21 protein-coding genes are annotated in these 19,250 nt (G+C 59.9%); 5 read left to right on the top strand and 16 right to left on the bottom strand.

Annotation, left to right across the window (positions count from 1 at the left end; all coding sequences use genetic code 11):
- Window positions 1-32: 32 nt before the first annotated feature.
- The 6 genes from AC6CIA_RS07230 to AC6CIA_RS07205 all read right to left on the bottom strand — a co-directional run bounded on the left by AC6CIA_RS07230 (window position 33) and on the right by AC6CIA_RS07205 (window position 4,905).
- Window positions 33-803: an SDR family oxidoreductase gene (locus AC6CIA_RS07230; protein WP_498311267.1), complete on the bottom strand. Its 771-nt coding sequence runs from the start codon at window positions 801-803 to the stop codon at window positions 33-35.
- A complete protein-coding gene (locus tag AC6CIA_RS07225; RefSeq protein ID WP_498311266.1) occupies window positions 796-1,596 on the bottom strand; it encodes an SDR family NAD(P)-dependent oxidoreductase in 801 nt (266 codons plus the stop codon). The genes AC6CIA_RS07230 and AC6CIA_RS07225 overlap by 8 nt, the downstream gene beginning before the upstream one ends.
- Window positions 1,589-2,410: a molybdenum cofactor biosynthesis F family protein gene (locus AC6CIA_RS07220; protein ID WP_498311265.1), complete on the bottom strand. Its 822-nt coding sequence runs from the start codon at window positions 2,408-2,410 to the stop codon at window positions 1,589-1,591. Before AC6CIA_RS07220 ends, AC6CIA_RS07225 begins: the two co-directional genes overlap by 8 nt.
- An 85-nt stretch (window positions 2,411-2,495) precedes the next feature.
- Window positions 2,496-3,155 (bottom strand): helix-turn-helix transcriptional regulator, encoded by a 660-nt coding sequence (locus AC6CIA_RS07215; RefSeq protein WP_498311264.1) that lies wholly within the window; start codon window positions 3,153-3,155, stop codon window positions 2,496-2,498.
- A 54-nt stretch (window positions 3,156-3,209) separates the two neighbouring features.
- On the bottom strand, window positions 3,210-3,575 hold the full coding sequence (locus AC6CIA_RS07210) for a cupin domain-containing protein (protein ID WP_498311263.1): 366 nt from the start codon (window positions 3,573-3,575) through the stop codon (window positions 3,210-3,212).
- A gap of 31 nt (window positions 3,576-3,606) precedes the next feature.
- Window positions 3,607-4,905, bottom strand: a complete 1,299-nt coding sequence (locus AC6CIA_RS07205; protein ID WP_498311262.1) for an NAD(P)/FAD-dependent oxidoreductase — start codon at window positions 4,903-4,905, stop codon at window positions 3,607-3,609.
- Window positions 4,906-5,189: 284 nt separating this feature from the next.
- On the opposite strand from AC6CIA_RS07205, the gene hpaR (AC6CIA_RS07200) reads away from it, so the two are divergent.
- Window positions 5,190-5,612, top strand: a complete 423-nt coding sequence (gene hpaR, locus AC6CIA_RS07200; protein ID WP_339529965.1) for a homoprotocatechuate degradation operon regulator HpaR — start codon at window positions 5,190-5,192, stop codon at window positions 5,610-5,612.
- Window positions 5,613-5,703: 91 nt separating this feature from the next.
- On the opposite strand, the gene hpaI is transcribed toward hpaR (AC6CIA_RS07200), so the two are convergent.
- The 8 genes from hpaI to AC6CIA_RS07160 all read right to left on the bottom strand — a co-directional run bounded on the left by hpaI (window position 5,704) and on the right by AC6CIA_RS07160 (window position 13,003).
- Window positions 5,704-6,504: a 4-hydroxy-2-oxoheptanedioate aldolase gene (hpaI, locus tag AC6CIA_RS07195; protein WP_339529967.1), complete on the bottom strand. Its 801-nt coding sequence runs from the start codon at window positions 6,502-6,504 to the stop codon at window positions 5,704-5,706.
- A 15-nt stretch (window positions 6,505-6,519) separates the two neighbouring features.
- Entirely contained in the window at window positions 6,520-7,323 is an 804-nt protein-coding gene (gene hpaH, locus AC6CIA_RS07190; RefSeq protein ID WP_498311261.1) for a 2-oxo-hept-4-ene-1,7-dioate hydratase, read from the bottom strand.
- A 12-nt stretch (window positions 7,324-7,335) separates the two neighbouring features.
- Window positions 7,336-8,640: an MFS transporter gene (locus tag AC6CIA_RS07185; RefSeq protein WP_498311260.1), complete on the bottom strand. Its 1,305-nt coding sequence runs from the start codon at window positions 8,638-8,640 to the stop codon at window positions 7,336-7,338.
- A gap of 50 nt (window positions 8,641-8,690) precedes the next feature.
- Complete coding sequence (locus tag AC6CIA_RS07180) at window positions 8,691-9,083, bottom strand: tautomerase family protein (RefSeq protein WP_339529971.1); 393 nt, start codon at window positions 9,081-9,083, stop codon at window positions 8,691-8,693.
- Between the two features lie 49 nt (window positions 9,084-9,132).
- Window positions 9,133-9,990: a 3,4-dihydroxyphenylacetate 2,3-dioxygenase gene (gene hpaD, locus AC6CIA_RS07175; protein ID WP_498311259.1), complete on the bottom strand. Its 858-nt coding sequence runs from the start codon at window positions 9,988-9,990 to the stop codon at window positions 9,133-9,135.
- 108 nt (window positions 9,991-10,098) lie between these two features.
- The gene (gene hpaE, locus AC6CIA_RS07170) at window positions 10,099-11,559 is read right to left on the bottom strand and encodes a 5-carboxymethyl-2-hydroxymuconate semialdehyde dehydrogenase (protein WP_498311258.1); all 1,461 of its coding nucleotides are present in this window, start codon (window positions 11,557-11,559) and stop codon (window positions 10,099-10,101) included.
- Between the two features lie 5 nt (window positions 11,560-11,564).
- On the bottom strand, window positions 11,565-12,335 hold the full coding sequence (locus AC6CIA_RS07165; RefSeq protein WP_498311257.1) for a fumarylacetoacetate hydrolase family protein: 771 nt from the start codon (window positions 12,333-12,335) through the stop codon (window positions 11,565-11,567).
- A gap of 11 nt (window positions 12,336-12,346) precedes the next feature.
- Window positions 12,347-13,003: a fumarylacetoacetate hydrolase family protein gene (locus AC6CIA_RS07160; RefSeq protein WP_498311256.1), complete on the bottom strand. Its 657-nt coding sequence runs from the start codon at window positions 13,001-13,003 to the stop codon at window positions 12,347-12,349.
- Between the two features lie 189 nt (window positions 13,004-13,192).
- Here AC6CIA_RS07160 and hpaA point away from each other — a divergent pair, with 189 nt between their 5' ends.
- Both hpaA and hpaR (AC6CIA_RS07150) read left to right on the top strand, forming a co-directional pair.
- Complete coding sequence (gene hpaA / locus AC6CIA_RS07155; RefSeq protein ID WP_498311255.1) at window positions 13,193-14,095, top strand: 4-hydroxyphenylacetate catabolism regulatory protein HpaA; 903 nt, start codon at window positions 13,193-13,195, stop codon at window positions 14,093-14,095.
- Between the two features lie 185 nt (window positions 14,096-14,280).
- Complete coding sequence (hpaR, locus tag AC6CIA_RS07150) at window positions 14,281-14,703, top strand: homoprotocatechuate degradation operon regulator HpaR (RefSeq protein WP_498311254.1); 423 nt, start codon at window positions 14,281-14,283, stop codon at window positions 14,701-14,703.
- 75 nt (window positions 14,704-14,778) lie between these two features.
- On the opposite strand, the gene AC6CIA_RS07145 is transcribed toward hpaR (AC6CIA_RS07150), so the two are convergent.
- The gene (locus AC6CIA_RS07145) at window positions 14,779-15,717 is read right to left on the bottom strand and encodes a LysR family transcriptional regulator (protein ID WP_498311253.1); all 939 of its coding nucleotides are present in this window, start codon (window positions 15,715-15,717) and stop codon (window positions 14,779-14,781) included.
- 115 nt (window positions 15,718-15,832) lie between these two features.
- Here AC6CIA_RS07145 and AC6CIA_RS07140 point away from each other — a divergent pair, with 115 nt between their 5' ends.
- Window positions 15,833-16,228: a RidA family protein gene (locus AC6CIA_RS07140; protein ID WP_498311252.1), complete on the top strand. Its 396-nt coding sequence runs from the start codon at window positions 15,833-15,835 to the stop codon at window positions 16,226-16,228.
- A 132-nt stretch (window positions 16,229-16,360) separates the two neighbouring features.
- Here AC6CIA_RS07140 and mhpT read toward each other — a convergent pair whose 3' ends face one another.
- On the bottom strand, window positions 16,361-17,578 hold the full coding sequence (gene mhpT, locus AC6CIA_RS07135; RefSeq protein WP_498311251.1) for a 3-(3-hydroxy-phenyl)propionate transporter MhpT: 1,218 nt from the start codon (window positions 17,576-17,578) through the stop codon (window positions 16,361-16,363).
- 331 nt (window positions 17,579-17,909) lie between these two features.
- Here mhpT and AC6CIA_RS07130 point away from each other — a divergent pair, with 331 nt between their 5' ends.
- Window positions 17,910-19,232, top strand: coding sequence for an OprD family porin (locus AC6CIA_RS07130; RefSeq protein WP_498311250.1), 1,323 nt, complete (start codon window positions 17,910-17,912; stop codon window positions 19,230-19,232).
- The last annotated feature ends 18 nt before the right edge of the window (window positions 19,233-19,250 follow it).

The raw sequence follows: 19,250 nt of genomic DNA, 5'->3' as shown, positions 1-19,250 counted from the left end.
TTGACCCTGGCCAAGGTGATGAAGCAGCTGCGTCATTTCACCTCGGGCAAGGTCGATCCACCATCGACCACGATGGTCTGACCGGTGATATAAGCCGCCAGGTCAGATGCCAGGAAAAGCATGGCGCCGGCAATATCTTCTGCGGTGCCGAGGCGTCCCAGTGGCACTCGGCTGGCGATGTCGTCATTGACCTGAGCATCGCCGAGATTGTCCATGGCGGGTGTGGCAATCATCCCAGGCTCGACACCATTCACGCGTACACGGTAGTCGGCCAGCTCCAGCGCGGCGCTGCGAATAAAACCGTTGACCCCGGCCTTCGAGGCCGCATAGTGGCTGAGCCCCGGATAGGCTACCCGCGGACCTGTGACGGATGAGGTGACCAGCACACAGCCACTGCCCTGACGCAGGAACATCGGCAAGGCCGCCTGGGTCAACCAGAACAGGGCCGAGAGGTTGACTGCCAGTGTGCGCTCGAGAATGGAAGGGGTGATTGCGCAGAATGGGGTCAACGGAAAGTAGCCGGCGTTATGCACCAGAATATCCAGTCGTCCCCAGTCTCGTTCCAACCACTGAACCCGTTCGAATACGGCTGGCGCATCAGCCAGATCAATCTCGACGGTTTCGACGTGACACCCGCGCGCCGTCAAGTCTTCGGCAAGCGCCTGGGCTTGCGCCAGGCGCAGGTCAGCGATCATCACGCGTGCACCGCGCACCGCGAATGCCTCGACGATGGCCCGCCCGATACCCTGTGCGCCCCCCGTTACCAGCACTGTTTTCCCGCTGAAATCAAAGTCTTCAGACATGAGCGGTCTCCATGTGGGCGTAGGCCAGTGTGGGCACATCGACGATGCTCGAACCGCCGTCGGCGACTACGGTCGCGCCCGTGATGATCGAGGCGTCGGGGCTGGCAAGGAAGCGACAAACCCTGGCGATTTCTTCGGCGCTGGCGGGCCGACGCAAGGGGACATCGGCGCATACCCGGGCATAGGCTTGCAGCAGCGTGTCGCCATGGAACCTCATCAGCGGCTGCATTTCCTCGTCGGCCATCGGCGTGGTGACCCACCCTGGACACACCGTGTTCACGCGTACACCGCGCGGTCCGTAGTCCCGCGCCAGGGAACGGTTGAGCCCGAGCAGGGCGTGCTTGGCGGTGGTGTAGCCGCAGACCTGCGGCCCGGCCGCCAAGGAAGCAATGGAACCGATCAGCACGATGTTGCCGGCACTTGCGACCAGCAACGGCAGGCAGGCCCGGGCGCTGTAGAACGCGCTGTCCAGATTGCTGCGCAACGACGCCTCCCAGGTCTGCGGACTGGTCTGGGTGGCGCTGCCCATGCCATGGCCACCGGCACAGGCCAGCAGCACATCGAGCCGGCCGTAACGTTCACTGATCTGCGTCACAAAGCCTTCCCAGGTGTCTGGACACGCTGCATCGCCGACCAGAACCAGGCCGCCGGTTTCCCCGGCGACCTGCTCCAGATACTCGCGACGCCGGCCAATCAGTACCAGGTTGGCTCCTTCGGCTGCGTACAGCCGGGCGCAAGCGGCACCGATGCCCGTTCCGGCACCGGTGATGACCACGGTACGTGAATCACGCATCGGGATATTCCGTGTGGTTGAGGACCTCGCAATAGGAGCTGACCGGGAAGTTCGACAGTTCATCGAAGGACGAACCGGCATACCCGAAGATCTTGCCGTCGCTGCGGTGCTGTTGCAGGTCGATCAAGACCAGGCCGAGGGTCGGGATGATCTTTTCGCGCCAGACGAACAAATACAGATGGTCGGCAATCTTGTAGTAATGGCAGCGGTCGGTATCGCACAGACCTTGCTCGACACCTTTGAGACACTGCCAGGCATAGAACTGATCGTTGAGATAAATGTGCTCGTAGACTTCGCTGGGGCTGTAGCGATACAGGTTGCGCAACCCGGTCAGTTCCTGGGTCGGCGCGTGCGGGCATTGGCCTGGCTGCCAGGGGCGATCCAGGCTGCCATGCAGGAAATCCACTTCAACCGACGTCAGCTGTTTACCGGCAAGCGCACGGCTGTAGAGACCTTCCTGAGTTTGTGCCTGGGACGGCATGCGTCCGATCACCGCGGTGAACGAGGATGTCGTGGTATCCAGGACCAGGCTCACCGACCAGGCTTGCGCGGCTTCGCGCTTGATGAAATCCACCAGATACAGGCCGGGGCGCACGGACGTGGCGCGGTAGGCGGCAGATCCGCTGGAATGACCGTCGGCGGCGTTCCAGCTGAGTGTTTCCGTTTCAAAGCGATGCTCGATCTGCCAGCCGTTGGCGAAGTAGAGAGTGAAGGACTTGCCGGTCAGATCGGCAAGGTTGGGCAGGATAAAGGCCTCTGGGGCAAAGCCGTCGGCAAGCGCGCCTACGGTGATCCAGTCAGATGATGTGGTCATTGCATGGCTCCGGTTGATTGAAGTAACCACCTGGATCATGCCGTCGGTGCAGGGGGGCGCCTATCAACCGGATGGTTGAAGCGGCTTAGAGAAACAGTCTGCCAACCAGCTCGGTACGACTGGTCACGCCGGCTTTGCGGAACACGTTGATCAGGTGGGTCTTGATGGTGGGCAGACCGACTTCCAGCTCCAGGGCCAGTTGTTTGTTGCTCGCGCCCTGGCGCAACAGCAACGCGATCTGACGTTCTTTGGGCGTCAGTCCGCTGAGCGTGTCTTCATAAGGCTGCATATTCGCAACGGCCATCTGCAGGAGCGACTGCAAGGCACTGAGCTGGGCCATTTGGTCGCTGGTGAAAGCACCTTGTTCAGCGGTGCGCAGCAATGAGATGGCAGCCTGAGGGCGACCGGCGTGATGCGCAAGTATCTCCACCACGTCGACCACCCCATAGCGTTGCAGGAAGTCTTGATAGCGGCGACTGTCACGCGTTGGCTGGCGGGCCATGGCAAAACCCAGCGGCACCACCGCCAGCCCGCTCGAGAGACAATTGCGCGGCTGCAGGGGATCGAATTGACGGTAGTTGTCCAGATAGTCGCGATGCATCTCACCGCTCATGCAGTGCAGGCGGAAATCGCGGGCTTGCAGTTGTCGATCGACACAATAGAACGCCGCCTGGCTGGCAGGCACGAGTTGTGTGAAAGCCTGCAGGCAACGGCCCGCGACTTCCTGGGCGGGAATGGCGTTCATGGTCAGTAACCCTCGCCAGGGAAAGGCTGCCGGCGGGAGCCGGCAGCGCGGTGGTCAGACGACAGCGAAATAATGCTTCACGAAGCTCTCACTGACAACCTCCCAATGTACAGCTGTGCCCTTGGTCACGAACCAGCTGTCACCGGCCTTGTAGTGCGTACGTTGACCGGTGGACTCGTCAGTCAGGACCACTTCGCCCGTCACCACGGTAGCTTGTTCGGCGAACGGGTAGACCATGCGGAACTTGCCTTTGGTGGTGCCGAAATAAGCACTGCTGACCGCATCGGTGGGGGCACCGAAGGTCATTTTTCCGAAGGCTTTGACTTCGCCTTCGAGGATCTCCGAGCCGAGGTCGGCAACGGTGCCCCAGGCATCGAGTTCGGACAGTTGGATGTCTTTCTTGAGAGTAGTAACGGGCATGGCGGTTCTCCTGTGATTGATACGGTGGGAATCAACGGCGACCGTTGAAGTAACCCGACAGTTGATGCAGGCTTTTACCAGCCGTCAGCAGCAATGGCCGGATGTGATCCTTGCCCAGGATCTGCGCATGCTTGACCGAACTGATCAGGTCATAACGCGACGAACCCTCGCTCATGCCTTCGGCCAGCACCTTGCAGATGATGTGGCTTGGCGTGACGCCAAAACCGGCATAGCCCTGGACGTAAAAGGCGTTGGGGCGGCCGCTGAGCGTGCCGATTTGCGGAAACAGGTTGGCCCCGGTCGCCATCGGACCGCCCCAGGCCAGGTCGATTTTCACGTTTTTCAGGTACGGGAAAATTTTTAGCATCAGGTTGCGGTTCCAGGCCTTGAGGTCCAAGGGGATGTGCTCGACGAAGGGCGTCGCGGCGCCGAAAAGCAGGCGGTTTTCGTTGGTGACGCGGTAGTAGTCGATCACCGGTCGAATATCGCTATAAGCGCCGCGTATCGGGCTGATGCGGTTGATCATTTCGTCCGACAGCGGTTCGGTCATCAACTGGAAGGCATAGGTATTGAGCGTGGTCTTGTGCAGCTCTGGTTCCAGCTTGTTGAGGAAGCTATCGCAGGCCCACAACAACTTGGAGGCTTTCACCGAGCCCCGGCCGGTACGTACGGTGATGCGTTCGCCATAGCTGACTTCCAGGGCCGGGCTGTGTTCGTAGATGCGCACACCGTGTCCGACCAGCGCCTTGGCTTCGCCCAGCAGCAGATTCAGTGAGTGAACATGCCCACCGCCCATGTGCAGCAAGGCACTGGTATAGGCATCGGAGCCAATGATCTGCTTGACCTCGGAACCGGCCATAAAACGGATTTCGTCTTTGTTGTTGATCGACTTGAAGTCCTTCTCCCAGGCGCGCAGGGTTTTTGCCTGGCGGGCATTGAAGCCCATGTAGCCATAGCCGTTGCAGAAGTCAGCGTCGATCGAGTACTTGGCAATTCGATCCTTGATGATGCCGGCGCCCAGCTCACTGATTTCAAAGATCTGGCGCAGGCCGTCGGCACCGACGTGTTTCTTGATCTTTTCCAGGTCGTGGCCGATACCCGCCATGATCTGTCCGCCGTTGCGGCCAGTGCCACCAAACCCCAGATAGCGTGCTTCCAGCACCACGATATTGGTAATGCCTTTTTCAGCGAGTTCCAGCGCGGTATTGATACCGGAGAAACCGCCACCAATCACCACAACATCCGCTTCCACATCCTGTTCAAGGGTCGGGAAGCTGAGATTGTATTTTTTGGTTGCTGAGTAGTAGGTAGGCGTTTCGATATTGATCATGGCGCAGCCTGGAAAAGTGAAGGAAAACCAACTGCAGGGCTTGCAATAAGCTCTGTACCTCAGGGGTGTATTAAGTGCCTTCCGAGCGGTAGGTGTCTTGATCCTGTATGCCGCCGGTCTTGATCGAGCCTGCCAGGAGTGTAGTTGCCCCAGATTCGCGTGAGCGATCGATCAAGCACGGCTGATTCTCCAGCGCCGCGAACTCAGAAGGGGGGCGCAATGCTCAACGTGGGATGATAGAATTTGTTAATCTATTAACCAATTACCGGATCGAAACTATTCCGATGTCCAGGCCACGCCAATCATTGACGCTCACATTGCTCCAGGCTCGCGAAGCAGCGATGGGTTTTTTCCGTCCTTCCTTGAATCAGCACGGCTTGACCGAACAACAATGGCGGGTCATTCGCATCCTCAGTCAGCACGATGAACTGGAGATCAATCGCCTGGCTGAACTGGCGTGCATCCTCAAACCGAGCATGACCGGTGTGCTGGTGCGCATGGAGGCGCTCGGCATGGTCGAGCGTCGCAAGGCGGTACAAGACCAGCGGCGGGTACTGGTGCGCCTGGCAGAGACGGGGCAGGCCTGCTTCAACTCAATGAGTCAGTGCATGGAAGCGAATTATCAGCGGTTGCAGGCTGGGTTTGGCGAGGAAAAATTGCAGACATTGTTGACGTTGCTCAACGAGCTGAAAACGCTCAAGCGCTAATCACCCTCGGCGTCGACTCATTGGCCGTAGGTGTGAGGCTGGACGCGCAGCGGTTTCAGCTCGTGGAATTGCCTCGGGCTTCTCGGACAAATCAGTACACACCGCCGCCGCCGGTGGTTACCACACTATCTTTGAAGGTGGCGGCGAGGCTTTGCAGGCCACGCATCAGGATCGTGGTGTCAACGCCAACGGCAACGAACGCCGCGCCCAGTTCGATGTAACGCTTGGCCAGCGTCTGGTCGGCACTGAGAATGCCGGCCGCTTTGCCGGCTTTGCGGACGCGTGCGATGGCATCCTCGATAGCTGCCTGCACCTCTGGATGCGCCGGGTTGCCGCGGTAGCCCATCGAGGCACTCAAGTCCGCCGGCCCTATAAAGACCCCGTCGACCCCGTCTACCGCGACGATGGCATCCAGATTGGCCAGGCCCTCACGATTTTCAATCTGCACCAGCAGGCACATTTGTTCATCGGCTTTGTCGAGGTAACCGGGAATGCTGTTCCAGCGCGATGCGCGTGCCAGCGCACTGCCAACCCCGCGAACGCCATGGGGTGGGTAGTGGATGGCTTTCACCAGTTCCCGCGCCTGGTCCGCGCTTTCCACCATCGGCACTAACAACGTCTGTACACCGAGATCGAGCACTTGTTTGATCAGCGCCGGGTCGCCAATCACCGGGCGAATCACCGGATGACTCGGGTAGGGCGCTATAGCCTGCAACTGACCGAGCATCCCGCGCAGGTCGTTGGGTGCATGTTCACCGTCGATCAATAGCCAATCAAATCCGGCGTTGGCGGCCAGTTCGGCGCAGTAGGCATCAGCCAGGCCCAGCCAGAGGCCGATCTGCGTTTCACCGCTTTGCAGGCGAAGCTTGAACGTGTTGATAGGCATTTCCATCGAAAAGCTCTCCGGTTAAACGAAACGACAGGCGATGGAACCCAGCATGTCGTAATCGACATGGAAGGTATCGCCAGGGTTGGCGGCCACAGGGCGGGTGAAGGAACCACCGAGGATGATTTGCCCAGGTTGCAGGGTGACGTCATACGCCGCCAGCTTATTTGCGAGCCAGGCCACGCCCTTCGCCGGGTGGTTGAGTACGGCCGCGGAAACGCCGGACTCCTCGATCACGCCGTTGCGATAAAGCACGGCAGGCACCTTGCGCAGGTCGATCTCGGTGGGGCGCACCGCGCGACCACCCATGACGACGCCGGCATTCGCGGCATTGTCGGAGATGGTGTCGAACACTTTGCGGGTCGCTTTGGTGCGTGGGTCAACTTGCTGGATGCGCGCATCGATGATTTCCAGCGCCGGGATCACCCATTCGGTGGCGTCCAGCACGTCAAAAACCGTCACGTTCGGACCTTTCAAGGGCTTGCCCAGGATGAACGCCAGCTCAACCTCGACTCGCGGCACGATGAAGCGCTCGAAGGGAATGTCGGTGCCTTCGTCGAAGAACATGTCATCCAGCAGCGCGCCGAAATCCGGCTCGGTGATGTTCGACGACACTTGCATGGCCCTGGAGGTCAGGCCGATCTTATGCCCCACCAACTTGCGACCGTCCTTGATCTTCTGTTCTACCCAGGCGCGTTGAATGGCATACGCGTCTTCGAGGGTGATCTCTGGGTGCTCCAGGGAAAACTGAGGTATTTGCTCGCGTGAGCGTTCGGCGCGGTCGAGGCGGGCAGCAGCTTGCTGAATGAGTGATTGATCAAGCATGACAATAATCTCTTACTGTGGGTTGACGATGGCGGCCCGGGTGCGCAGCACCAGAAAGCCACCGAGTGCGATCAGCAGCGCCAGGACGTAGAGGGCCAGGCTGGCACTCTGGGTGGTGTCGCGCATCCAGCCGATCAGATAGGGCGCGAAGAACGCGGCGATACTGCCGAAGGAACTGATCAGGGCAATCCCCGCGGCTTGGGTGCTGGTGGAAAGAAAGGCCGGTGGGAACTGCCAGAACATCGGCAACGCAGCACTGGCACCCATGCCGGCGACGATCAGTCCGCCCAGAACCAGCGTCGGACTGGTGGGTGAGAGCCCGGCGATGGCAATACCGGCGGCCGACATCAGCAACGGCACGCAGAGGTGCCAACGGCGTTCACGATGACGATCGGAAGAGCGCCCGCAGCCGATCATGAAAAAACACCCGGCCAGGTACGGCACGGCGCTGAGCAGGCCGACCTTGCCGTCGCTGCCAACCCCCGCTGTGTGGATCAGCGTCGGCATCCAGAACGCCAGGGTATTGACCGCCAGCATCACCGCGAAATACACCGCCACCAGCAGCCACACCTGGGGGTTGCGTAGAATGGCGGAGAATGAGGTGATCGATTTGCGCTGCTCTTCTTGGTGTAACTGTTCGCGCAACGCTTGTTTCTGCCCGGGGGCCAGCCACTTCACCGTTTCAAAGCTGTCCGGCAGACACTTGAGCACCACCAGCCCGAGCAGGATCACCGGCACACCCTCGATGACAAACATCCACTGCCAGCCGCGCAGTCCCGCAAAATCGTGGAAGCTTTCGAGGATGCCGCCGGACAACGGACCGCCCACCACGCCCGCCATCGGTACGGCAATCGCAAACAATGCAGTGATTTGCGCGCGCCGGCCGGCCGGATACCAGCGATTCAGGAACACCAGGATCCCGGGAAAGAAACCCGCCTCGGCAGCCCCCAGCAGGAAGCGCAACACATAGAAACCGACAGCGCTTTCGATCAGGAACATGCCAGTCGACAGCACGCCCCACACCACCATCAACGTGGCAATCCAGCGCCGTGGGCCCACGCGATCCAGCGCCATGTTGCTGGGCACCCCGAACAGCGCGTAGGCGACGAAGAACAGCCCGGCGCCAAGACCATACACCGTGTCGCTGAAATTCAAGTCAGCGCTCATCTGCATCTTGGCGAAGCCGATATTGATCCGGTCGAGGTGGGCGAAGAGGTAGCAGATCAACAGCAGCGGCATCAGCCGCCAAGTGATGAGGCTATGGGTACGGTCGCGGGCGACGGTATCGATTGCTTCGGCAGAACTGGCTGTGCTCATGGTTTTATACTTTTTGTCTGAGAGGCCGATAAAACGAACGGACAACTGCCTTAGCGGGCCTGGGCCTTGAGGAAGGCGTGTACGTTGTTGTTCTTGAAGTTGAGGTGCTCGTGCAGTTCGATCATTTCGAATGACAGCGCCAGCAGGCGTTGGGCCTGAAGTGCCGCGAAGTGCTGGGTGATGACCTCGAACAGGCGTTCGGCGACTTTCTGGCGCGTTGCCAGATCACGACCATGGCCGACCTTCAGCGTCATATGGACAAAGGCGTAGTCGTGCTTGCCATCGGCCATGCGCCAGGTGTCCAGGCGCACCCCGCGGCTACGAATGCCGCCCAGGGGGAACACCCCGCTGTCTCCCAGTACGGTGTGAACCTTTTCGAACAGCTCGGGCAAGTTCGCCTGCTGTTCGATGTTGTCGGTGTATTCGGCGAGGAAATGCGGCATATGAGTCTCCGGGGCGTCGGGCAACCTCCAGGTTGCCCGCGAGCGTATGTCAGAGGGGGAAAATGGCGTTGATCTGGCCGGTGCCGGAACTGCCGAAAGGCTCGGTGATAATTTCGGCAGGCTGGTTGTAGTCCGGCCCGCCGAGCAGCCCCAGCAACATCGCGGTATCGTGCATTTTGCCCTCGCCGAAGCAATGCTCGGCGTAATCCGGGAGCATCGCGCAGAACTCCTTGAAGCGGCCTTGCTTCCACATCTGCACCACGTGCAAGTCCATCTGCTTGTCGAATTCGCGGGTCCAGTTGTGGATGTTGGCTTCGGCTTCGCGGTCGTCCGAGAAACGATGGGACAATGAGCCCGAAGCCAGTACCAACACCTTGCGGTCGCTCTTCTCGATGGCGCGGCGTACCGCAGCGCCGAACGCGAAGCTGTCCTCCAGGCGATGCCAGGCGCACCAGGCAGCAATGGAAATCACATTGAATTTCTGCTCGTCGGGAACGTTCATGTGCATGTAGCGCATCGGCACCAGCGTGCCGTATTCCAGCTCCAGGCTCGGGATGTCATGAGCCATGGTGCGGACCCCGGCAAGGTTGGCTTCGGTCGCTATCAATTGACCCAGATCCGGACAACCCGGGTATTCGTACTGCATGTCCTTGATGAAGTGCGGCAGTTCGTTGCTGGTGTAGATACCCTTGAAATGCTCGCCGCAATTGACGTGATAACCGCTGTTCACCAGCCAGTGAACGTCGAACACCACGGCGGTATCGGCCCCGAGTTCACGGGCGCGGCGGCCAATTTCCTTGTGTCCGGCAATCGCTGCTTCGCGACAACCGTGATGCTTGCCGGGCAGTTCCGACAGGTACATCGAAGGTACGTGGCAGATCTTCGCGGCCAGGACGACTTCGCCCATGATGATTCTCCTGAAATTGTTGTTGTTTGCTTCAGTCGGTTGCCGGTGGACGCCAGCAACGGGCCGATGTGCGGCCCATCGCGGCCTTCGGCGGCTATTACCCGCGGTTTAGATGCCCCAACGCGGGATGTGATGACTGCCCATGGAAATGCATACGTTCTTGATCTCGGCGAATACCTCGAAGCTGTATTGGCCGCCTTCGCGCCCGGTACCGGAGCCTTTCACGCCCCCGAACGGTTGACGCAGGTCCCGGACGTTCTGGCTGTTGATGAACACCATGCCGGCTTCGATGCCGTAGGCCAGACGATGGGCTTTGCCGATGTCCTGAGTCCAGATATAGGACGCCAGGCCGTATTCCGTGTCGTTGGCCAGCTGCAGGGCCTCGGCTTCGTCCTTGAACGGGATCAGGCACACCACCGGGCCGAAAATTTCTTCCTGGGCGATGCGCATCTTGTTGTTCACATCGGCAAACACCGTCGGCTGGATGAACTGGCCGCGACTCAGGTGTGCCGGCAAGCTGGCCGGGCGTTCCAGGCCGCCAGCGAGGAGGGTGGCGCCTTCTTCGATGCCGATCTTGATGTAGCCGGTGACCTTGTCGTAGTGAGCCTGGGTGATCATCGAGCCGACCTGGGTGTTCGGGTCCTGCGGGTCACCGACGATCAGGCGTTTGGCGCGTGCGGCAAACTCGGCGACAAACTGCGGGTAGACGCTTTCCTGAATGAAAATCCGGCTGCCGGCGGTGCAGCGTTCACCGTTGAGCGAGAAGATGGTGAACAGTGCCGCATCGAGGGCGCGTTCCAGGTCGGCGTCTTCGAAGATCAGTACTGGCGATTTGCCGCCCAGTTCCATGGAGTACTTTTTCAGGCCCGCGGTCTGCATGATTTTCTTGCCGGTGGCGGTGCCGCCAGTGAAGGAAATCGCCCGTACATCCGGGTGGCGAACCAACGCGTCACCGGCGGTGGCGCCGTAGCCCTGGATAACGTTGAGCACGCCCTTGGGAATGCCGGCTTCGACGGCCAGGCGACCCAGTTCGTTGGCGGTCAGCGGCGACAGCTCGGACATCTTCAGCACGGCGGTGTTGCCCAGCGCCAGGCATGGCGCGGTCTTCCAGGTCGCGGTCATGAACGGTACGTTCCAGGGCGATACCAGCGCACAGACACCCACCGGTTGGTACAGGGTGTAGTTGAGCATCTGGTCGTCGACCGGGTAACTGTGACCGTCCATGCGGGTGCAGACTTCGGCGAAGAAATCGAAGTTGTGCGAGGCGCGTGGAATCAGTACGTTTTTGGTCTGGTGGATCGGCAGGCCGGTGTCGAGGGTTTCCAGTTCGGCCAGCTTCGGCACGTTCTGCTCGATCAGTTCACCGAGCTTGCGCATCAGCCGGGCACGCTCTTTGGCCGGGGTGTTGGCCCACTTCGGAAAGGCTTCCTTGGCCGCTGCCACCGCCTGCGCGACTTCTTCGGCGCCGCCGCTGGCGACTTCGCCGATGGCCTCGCCGGTAGCCGGGTTGTAGTTGACGAAGGTGTCTTTGCTTTCGACCTCGCGGCCGTTGATCCAGTGTTTGATCATGCTGCTCAAGCCTCTTTACGGGCGGAGAAGAACTCCGCTTCGCTGACAATACGATTGACCAGGCGACCGACGCCTTCCACTTCCACAATCACTTCATCGCCTGGTACTACATCGGCGAGACCTTCCGGCGTGCCCGTGGCGATCATGTCGCCGGGTTGCAGGGTCATGAAACCGGACAGGTATTCGATCAGGTAAGGGATATCGAAAATCATGTCCTTGGTGCTGCCTTCCTGGCGTAACTCACCGTTGATCCAGGTGCGTAGCTTCAGGTTGCTCGGATCCGGCACGTCGGCGACGTCAACGATCCACGGCCCGACGGGTGTTGTGGCATCGCGATTTTTCACCCGCAGGTTGGGCCGGTAGTAGTTTTCCAGGTAATCACGGATCGCGTAGTCGTTGCACACGGTGTAGCCGGCCAGGTATTCCAGGGCATTTTCACGCTTGACGTTACGCGCTGGCTTGCCGATGACAGCCACCAGTTCACACTCGTAATGCATGTAGGCGACGTTATCCGGACGCCAAGTGGTCTGGTTATGCCCGGTGTAAGTACCGGGGGACTTGATGAACGCCAAAGGCTCGGTCGGCGGCTTGAACGCCAGTTCGGCGGCATGATCGGCGTAGTTCAGGCCCAAGGCGAACATGCTGCCGGTGGCCGGAGGCAACCACTGCACTTGGTCTTCGGCCAGCAGGCGACCATCGGTCAGGCGCACGGCGTTGTGCTCTTCTACCTGGACGCGGTGAACTTCGCCTTCAAAGTGGATACGGGCGTGTTTCATGGAGGCTCCTGTTACTCGACCACGATGTGGTTGACGAGGCGGCCCAGGCCGCTGATTTCGACTTCGACGGTGTCGCCCGGTTGCACATCGACACGACCTTCCGGGGTGCCGGTGATCAGTACATCACCTTCGTGCAGGGTCATGAACTCACTGATCTCGGCGATCAGCTGGGGAATGCTGCGCACCAAGTTGGCCGTGGAGTTTTGCTGGCGCAGTTCTCCGTTGACGAACAGTTTCAGGCTCAACTGATGCGGGTTCGCAATCTGGTCACGGGCCACCAGTTCAGGGCCCAGCGAGCAGAAGCCGTCACGGCACTTGGCTTTCACCGCCGGGCGGTAATAGCTGTCTTCCGGCAGGCTGAACTCATTGACGATGGTGTAGCCGGCAACGTAGTCCAGTGCGTCTGCGGCGCTGACGCGGCTGGCCGACTTGCCCATCACCACCCCCAGCGCCGGGCCCGGTTGCAGACGTTCACCGTGCGGATGAACCACCACGCGGTCATGGCTGCTGCGCGTATTGGGCGTCTTGATGAACAACACCGGTTTGACCGGCGGTTTCTGGTAAGGCGCTTGCTCGAATTCGGCGATACGTTGGTTCAGCAACCCCTGGTAGTTCAGCGCGACGCCGAACAGGGTGCCGTTCGCAACATCATGCAGGGCACGGCTCATGCTTTTCTCCTGGCAGTGGCAGAGCAGTGACTGCTCCGTAAAATATTCGTTAACCTATTAACGTTATAATTAATATGTTAACTATCGTCAAGCGTGGCAAAATCTTCCGGCCGTGGTAAACCATCGCAAACCGGCGCAGGCTGAAATCCCTGGCACGGCCAACACCCAAATAAGAAAGAGAATGCAGCGATGATCGATCGTCAGCCGATCCCTAACATCAACATCGGGCAGGTCTACGACCAGCGCTACAGCGATGCCGAAGTGCATTACGACAAACTCGGCAATCTGGCGGAATTCTTCGGCCGCAACATGCCGGTGCATCGACACGACCGGTTCTTCCAAGTGCACTACGTGAAGAGCGGCACGGTGCGGGTCTATCTGGATGACCAGCAGTACCTCGACTCGGGGCCGATGTTTTTCCTGACGCCCCCGACGGTGGCTCATTCTTTCGTGACTGAAGCAGATGCTGACGGCCATGTGCTGACAGTGCGACAGCAATTGGTCTGGCAGTTGGTCGAGGCTGATCCGAGCCTGGCACCCGGCTCGCAATTGCCGGCCGCTTGCGTCGCGCTGGCGCGGCTCGCACCGGCATTTCAGCCGGAGATCCGCAGGCTCGAATTTCTGTTCGAAGAGCTGTGCAGCGAAATCAACGCCGAGGGCGCTGGACGAGGTTCGGCACTCGACAGCCTGACGCGATTGATCATGATCAGCCTGCTCCGGCTGTGCGCCAACTCGCTGCAAGCTCGCCCGGCCCGCCATGAAGATTTGCGGATTTTCCACCGTTTCAACGAGTTGATCGAACACCATTACCTGCAGCATTGGCCGCTGGCGCGCTATGCGGAGGGGATTGGGGTCACCGAGGCGCGGCTCAACGATGTCTGCCGGCGGATTGCCGACCTGCCCTCGAAACGCCTGATCCTTGAGCGCATGATGCAGGAAGCCAAGCGCCTGCTGCTGTTCACCGGCAGTTCGGCGAATGAAATCTGCTACCAGCTGGGTTTCAAGGACCCGGCCTATTTCAGCCGGTTCTTCCAACGTTATGCGCAGATGACGCCAGGGGAATACCGTCAGCGACAATCGGGTTTGCGGTGAGGCAGCCATTTTCTTCTCGATAGGCGTCGGCTGTTGTGAAGCAATCATGGCCGCTGTCGACACGCTGAAAAATGGCTTTTACAGGGAACCGATTGCACTTTTCACAGCGGCTCAGCGCCACCGTGTTGCATACACACGATGCCGACTCTAAGCTTCGACGCTTCGACCTCTCTTGTGCGTGAACCATGCAGACTCCCAGACCGTCCCTTACGCTCACCTTGCTACAGGCCCGTGAAGCGACCATGGCGTTTTTCCGGCCGCTGCTCAACGAACATGCTCTGACTGAACAGCAGTGGCGGGTGATTCGCATCTTGCGTCAGCACGGCGAACTGGAAAGCCATCAACTGGCCCATCTGGCCTGTATCCTCAAGCCGAGCATGACCGGCGTTCTGTCCCGGCTGGAACGCGACGGCATCGTGCGGCGCAGGAAGTCGTCCGAAGACCAGCGCCGGGTGTTTGTCGCCCTCACCGAACAGGGGCAGCAGCGTTTTGTCGATATGAGCGCGGGAATGGAAAGCAACTACCTGAAGATTCAGGAACAGTTCGGCGAGGAGTCGCTTGCGCAGTTGCTGGAGTTGCTCAACCAGCTCAAGAACATCAAACCCTGAGCGGCGCACTGCTTGAGGTGTTCACCGACCTCGCTGGCCGCTGTTCACAGGATCAAACGCGACCTTTTCGCGGGTCTATGGAGTGTCAGGGCGTGTGGGCAGAGCAATCTGTGGTACATGCGTGGTCATCAACTCCACCACCCAGTCCATGAATACCCGTAATTTTCGACTGACATGGCGGTTCGGCGCATAGGCCATGTAGAGCGGCATCGACGCGATGTGCCAGTCTTCGAACAGCGGCACCAGTTCGCCGTTCGCCACGGGTTGCAAGGTCATATATCGCGGTAGCCACAGTATCCCCAGACCTGCCTGTCCGGCTGCCAGATAAGCATTGCCATCGTCGACGGTCAGCACATGCCGGCCATGCACCTCCAACTGCTCGCCCAGGCGCCGCAAGGCATAAGAGAGCGCTTTACCGGTTCGTGCCCAACGATATCCCACGACACGGTGCTCACCTTCCTGCAATTCGCGCGGATGTGCTGGCACACCGTAGCGAGCCAGGTACGCGGGCGCTGCATACACGCCCAGCGGCAGGTCGGCGATGTGCCGCGCCACCAGGGAGGTGTCGGTGATCTCTCCGCCGCGAATCACACAATCAACGCTCTCATCTATCAGGCTCACGTGACGGTCGCTCACGCCCAAGTCCAACTGGATGTCCGGGTATCGCTGCTGGAAGTCCGGTAACGCCGGAATCAATATAAAACGCGCCAATGGACTGGGCACGTCCACCCGCAGCCGCCCGCGCGGTGCTGCCGCGGCGCTCGATAGCGCGGTTTCAGCGTCATCCAGAGCTGCCAGCAAGGATTGCACCCGCTCGTAGTAGACCGCGCCATCGGCGGTGACCTTGACTTTGCGGGTCGTGCGATTGAGCAACTTCACACGCAAGCGCGCCTCCAGTTGCTGGACGAGCTGGGTAACCGTGGTTTTGCTCATGTGCAAGGTGTGAGCGGCTCGGGTAAAGCTGCCGGTTTCTACCACCCGCGCAAAGGCTTGCATGGCATCGAAACGATCCATGGGGACTCCGTATTGTTTGGGAATCACAAACAGTCATGGTCAGCATTGCCTGTTTATCCGTCCCGGGCAAGCGGCATAAAGTGTCCACGTCGCCTTCTAACCGCTGGAGTTTTTCATGAACCAACGAGATGTTGTATTCCCTGTGGGCCGGCAGGCTCTTTACCAGCGCAACCGTTATTCACCGGCGGTGCGCAGCAATGGCTTGCTCTTCGTTTCCGGCCAAGTGGGCAGCCGTGAAGATGGATCTCCGGAACCGGAACTCAAGGCACAAGTTCGACGCGCTTTCGAGAATCTCAACGCGGTGCTGGCCGCCGCCGGTTGCAGCTTTGATGATGTCCAGGATGTAACCGTATTCATGGTTGAGCCGCAGACGATCTTCGAGCAGGTCTGGGAGGTTGTGCCTGAGTATTGGGGCGAGGCGCCTTTTCCAACGATTACGGCGGTAGGGGTGACCTGGCTGTACGGTTTCGATTTTGAGATCAAGGTTGTGGCTAAACTGCCTGAGGTTTGAATCCATGCCAGTTCACGTCAAGACACCCGAATCGGTAGGGTGATCTTGACGCAAAATCCTGGATCAACCGCGGCCTTCACCCAGCGTCGACCGATGCGCAGCGACTGTCTGCAGCCGCTCCCATGATCGACATTATGCCTTGGCCTTTTTCATGGCGACGGTCATCGGGGTCGCACGGGTGATCACGCTAAGGATGGCCAGTGCTGCAATCACCAGGCCCGGTGAAGTCGCCAGCAACACGCCAGTGGTGCCGGCCCCGGCCGCCAGAATCTGTCCCGCAGCCAACGGGCCGGCCACCGAGCCCAGCCGACCGATGGCCACCGCCGCTCCGACGCCGGTGGCGCGCACCGCAGTGGGGTAGGAGGGTGGCGCGAGGGCATAGAGCACCAGTTGCGCGGCCATTACAAACAGGCCGGCGGCGAAGCCCGCGATGGCCATGGGCACAATGCCCACCGACAAGCCGACCCCGGCCAATGCCGCCAGCAATCCGCTATAGACGAACAGCACCACCTTGAGGCCATTGCAGCGGTCCAACAGCAGACCACCGAGCAGCGAACCGAGGGCGCCGCCGATGTTGAACAGCATCTGCACCATGCCTGCCTGGGGTTTGCTGAAACCTTGTTCCAGGAGCAGCGACGGCAGCCAGTTGAGCAGCATGTACATCACCGTCAGGGTGAAAAAATAGCTCAGCCACAACGCCAGGGTCGTGCGTGCGCGACCGTCGCTGAAGAGTGCCTGACGGGTGGACGGGCGAGGGCTGCCGGGGTTTTGGTGCTGTTGGCGAAAGTCCGTGGACTCCGGCAGCAGCAGGATCATCAGGGGGGCCACGAGCAGGGGCGCCAGGCCACCGATGATAAAGGTGGTCTGCCAATGCTCACTGGAAAACATCGCCACCACCGCCGCCAGTGCGCCGCCCAGCGGCACGCCGCAATACATCACGCTGATGGCGGTGCCGCGGTTGCGCTCACTGACGGTTTCGGCACACAGGGCGATCAGGTTGGGCAATGCGGCGCCAAGTCCGAGGCCGGTCATGAAACGCACCAGCAGCAGGCTGGAATAGCTTTCGACAAAGGCCGTGCACAACGAGAACACACCGAACAGCAGCACCGCGCCGACCAGGATTTTCTTGCGGCCGATACGGTCGGCGAACCAACCGCCGAAAAACGCCCCGGGCAGCAGGCCGATGATCCCGACGCTGAACACCCATCCGAGCATCCTGGGATCCAGGGCAAAGGTCTGGCGCAACCCGGCGGCGGCCGTTCCCGCGGCCTGCAGATCGAATCCTTCGATCAAGGCCACGATAAAGCACAAAGCGATGGTCAGCGTCGAACGACGCGATGGACTGTCCATGGGCAAACCTCATTGTTGTTTTTGTTGTGGTGGCAAACCAGAACCGTCGGTGGGTGCGAGCTACTCTGGTGGCTGGATATTAAGATAACAAAAATAACTAAAAAGTGAATTTCATGATAAATGTGCTTAAAAAATACAATAACTGTATTTAATACAATGGGTTGGGCGTTTTATTCGGAAGGATTGTAAAAATAGATAATGTTATTAATGTTCGATTATCGATCAGGTACAGTTGACGACAGCCCTTGGCTGTTTCCATTCTTTGTTCGCGCAGCCACTGCTGCTGCGCGGAAGCCATACCCAAAACAACAACAAAAAATGGACATCGAACATGCCAAAACTACCCACGGACGCCGTTGCGGCTGCGTCAGGTTCTCGCGTATCGAACACTCTCCCGGGTCTGGTCCTGGCACTGCTGGGGTGCAGTGTTCTACCCGACCAGTCGTGGGCCGCGGGGTTTGTCGAAGACAGCCACGGCACCTTGACCCTGCGCAATTACTATCTGGACCGCGACTACAAGGATGATGGGGCCAAGACCGCCGCGCGGGAATGGGCCCAGGGGTTCATCTTGAACCTGGAGTCGGGATATACCCCAGGCCCGCTGGGGTTTGGCCTGGATGTGCGCGGGTTGCTGGGGGTCAAGCTCGATTCCGCGCCCGAGCGCAGCGGCACTGAGCTGTTGCCGGTGTCGACCAGCGACAAGCGCGCCGCCGATGAGTACTCGCGCCTGGCGCCCACCGCCAAGTTGCGGTTCGCGCAAACCACCGTGAAGGCCGGCGACGTCTCGATCTTTCTGCCATTCGCCTTTGCCAGCCCGTCGCGCCTGCTGCCGCAGACCTTTCGTGGCATCACCCTGAGCTCCAAGGACATCGATGGCCTGACCCTCAATACCGGCTATATCGATCGCATCAACAGGCGTGATTCCACAGACTATCAAGCGATGGGCATTGCCTCGCCGAACCGGCGCTTCAACGCCACGGCAACCACCTCGCACCTGGCTTACGTGGGCGGTGATTATCAGGTCGATAAGCACCTCAGTCTGCGCGTCTATCACTCAGAAGTCGCTGACCTCTACCAGCAGGACACCTTTGCGCTGCTGCATGACCTGCCGCTGGGCGATGGCGTGCTGACCAGCGATCTGCGCAGTTTCTTCAGCCGCGAGGATGGCAGCGCCAAGGCCGGGCCGGTCGATAACCGTAATCTCTCGGCACTGTTCGGCTACCGCCTGGGCGGGCACCGATTCAGCGTGGGCTACATGCATTCCAGCGGGGATACGGCGACGCCGTACATTTCCGGAACCGAGCTGATGGGCATGAGCGAGCTGACCATGAGTTCGGACTTTCTCAACGCCAAGGAACGCACCTGGCAAGCCATCTACGACTATGATTTCGCGGCGGCCGGCGTGCCGGGCCTGAAGGGGCGGTTGCGTTACGTGCGCGGCGACAATATCGAGCTGGCGGCCTTCAATGCCGACGACCGCAAGGAGCGCGAGTTCCAGATGGAGCTGGGGTATGTGATCCAGAGTGGCCCCTTGAAGAACCTCGGGCTGCTGGCGCGCAAGTCGATCTACCGTAACGATTTTCCTGGCGGCGCAGCCTTTCGCGATGAAAACCAGACCCGCTTCCTGGTGCTCTACACCCTGCCGATCTGGTAAACGTCGTGGGTTGAGCGG

It is taken from the genome of Pseudomonas sp. GQ91 (assembly GCF_059758795.1).
Note: the sequence above shows the minus strand (reverse complement) of the source record. Positions and strands in the feature narration are given on the sequence as shown.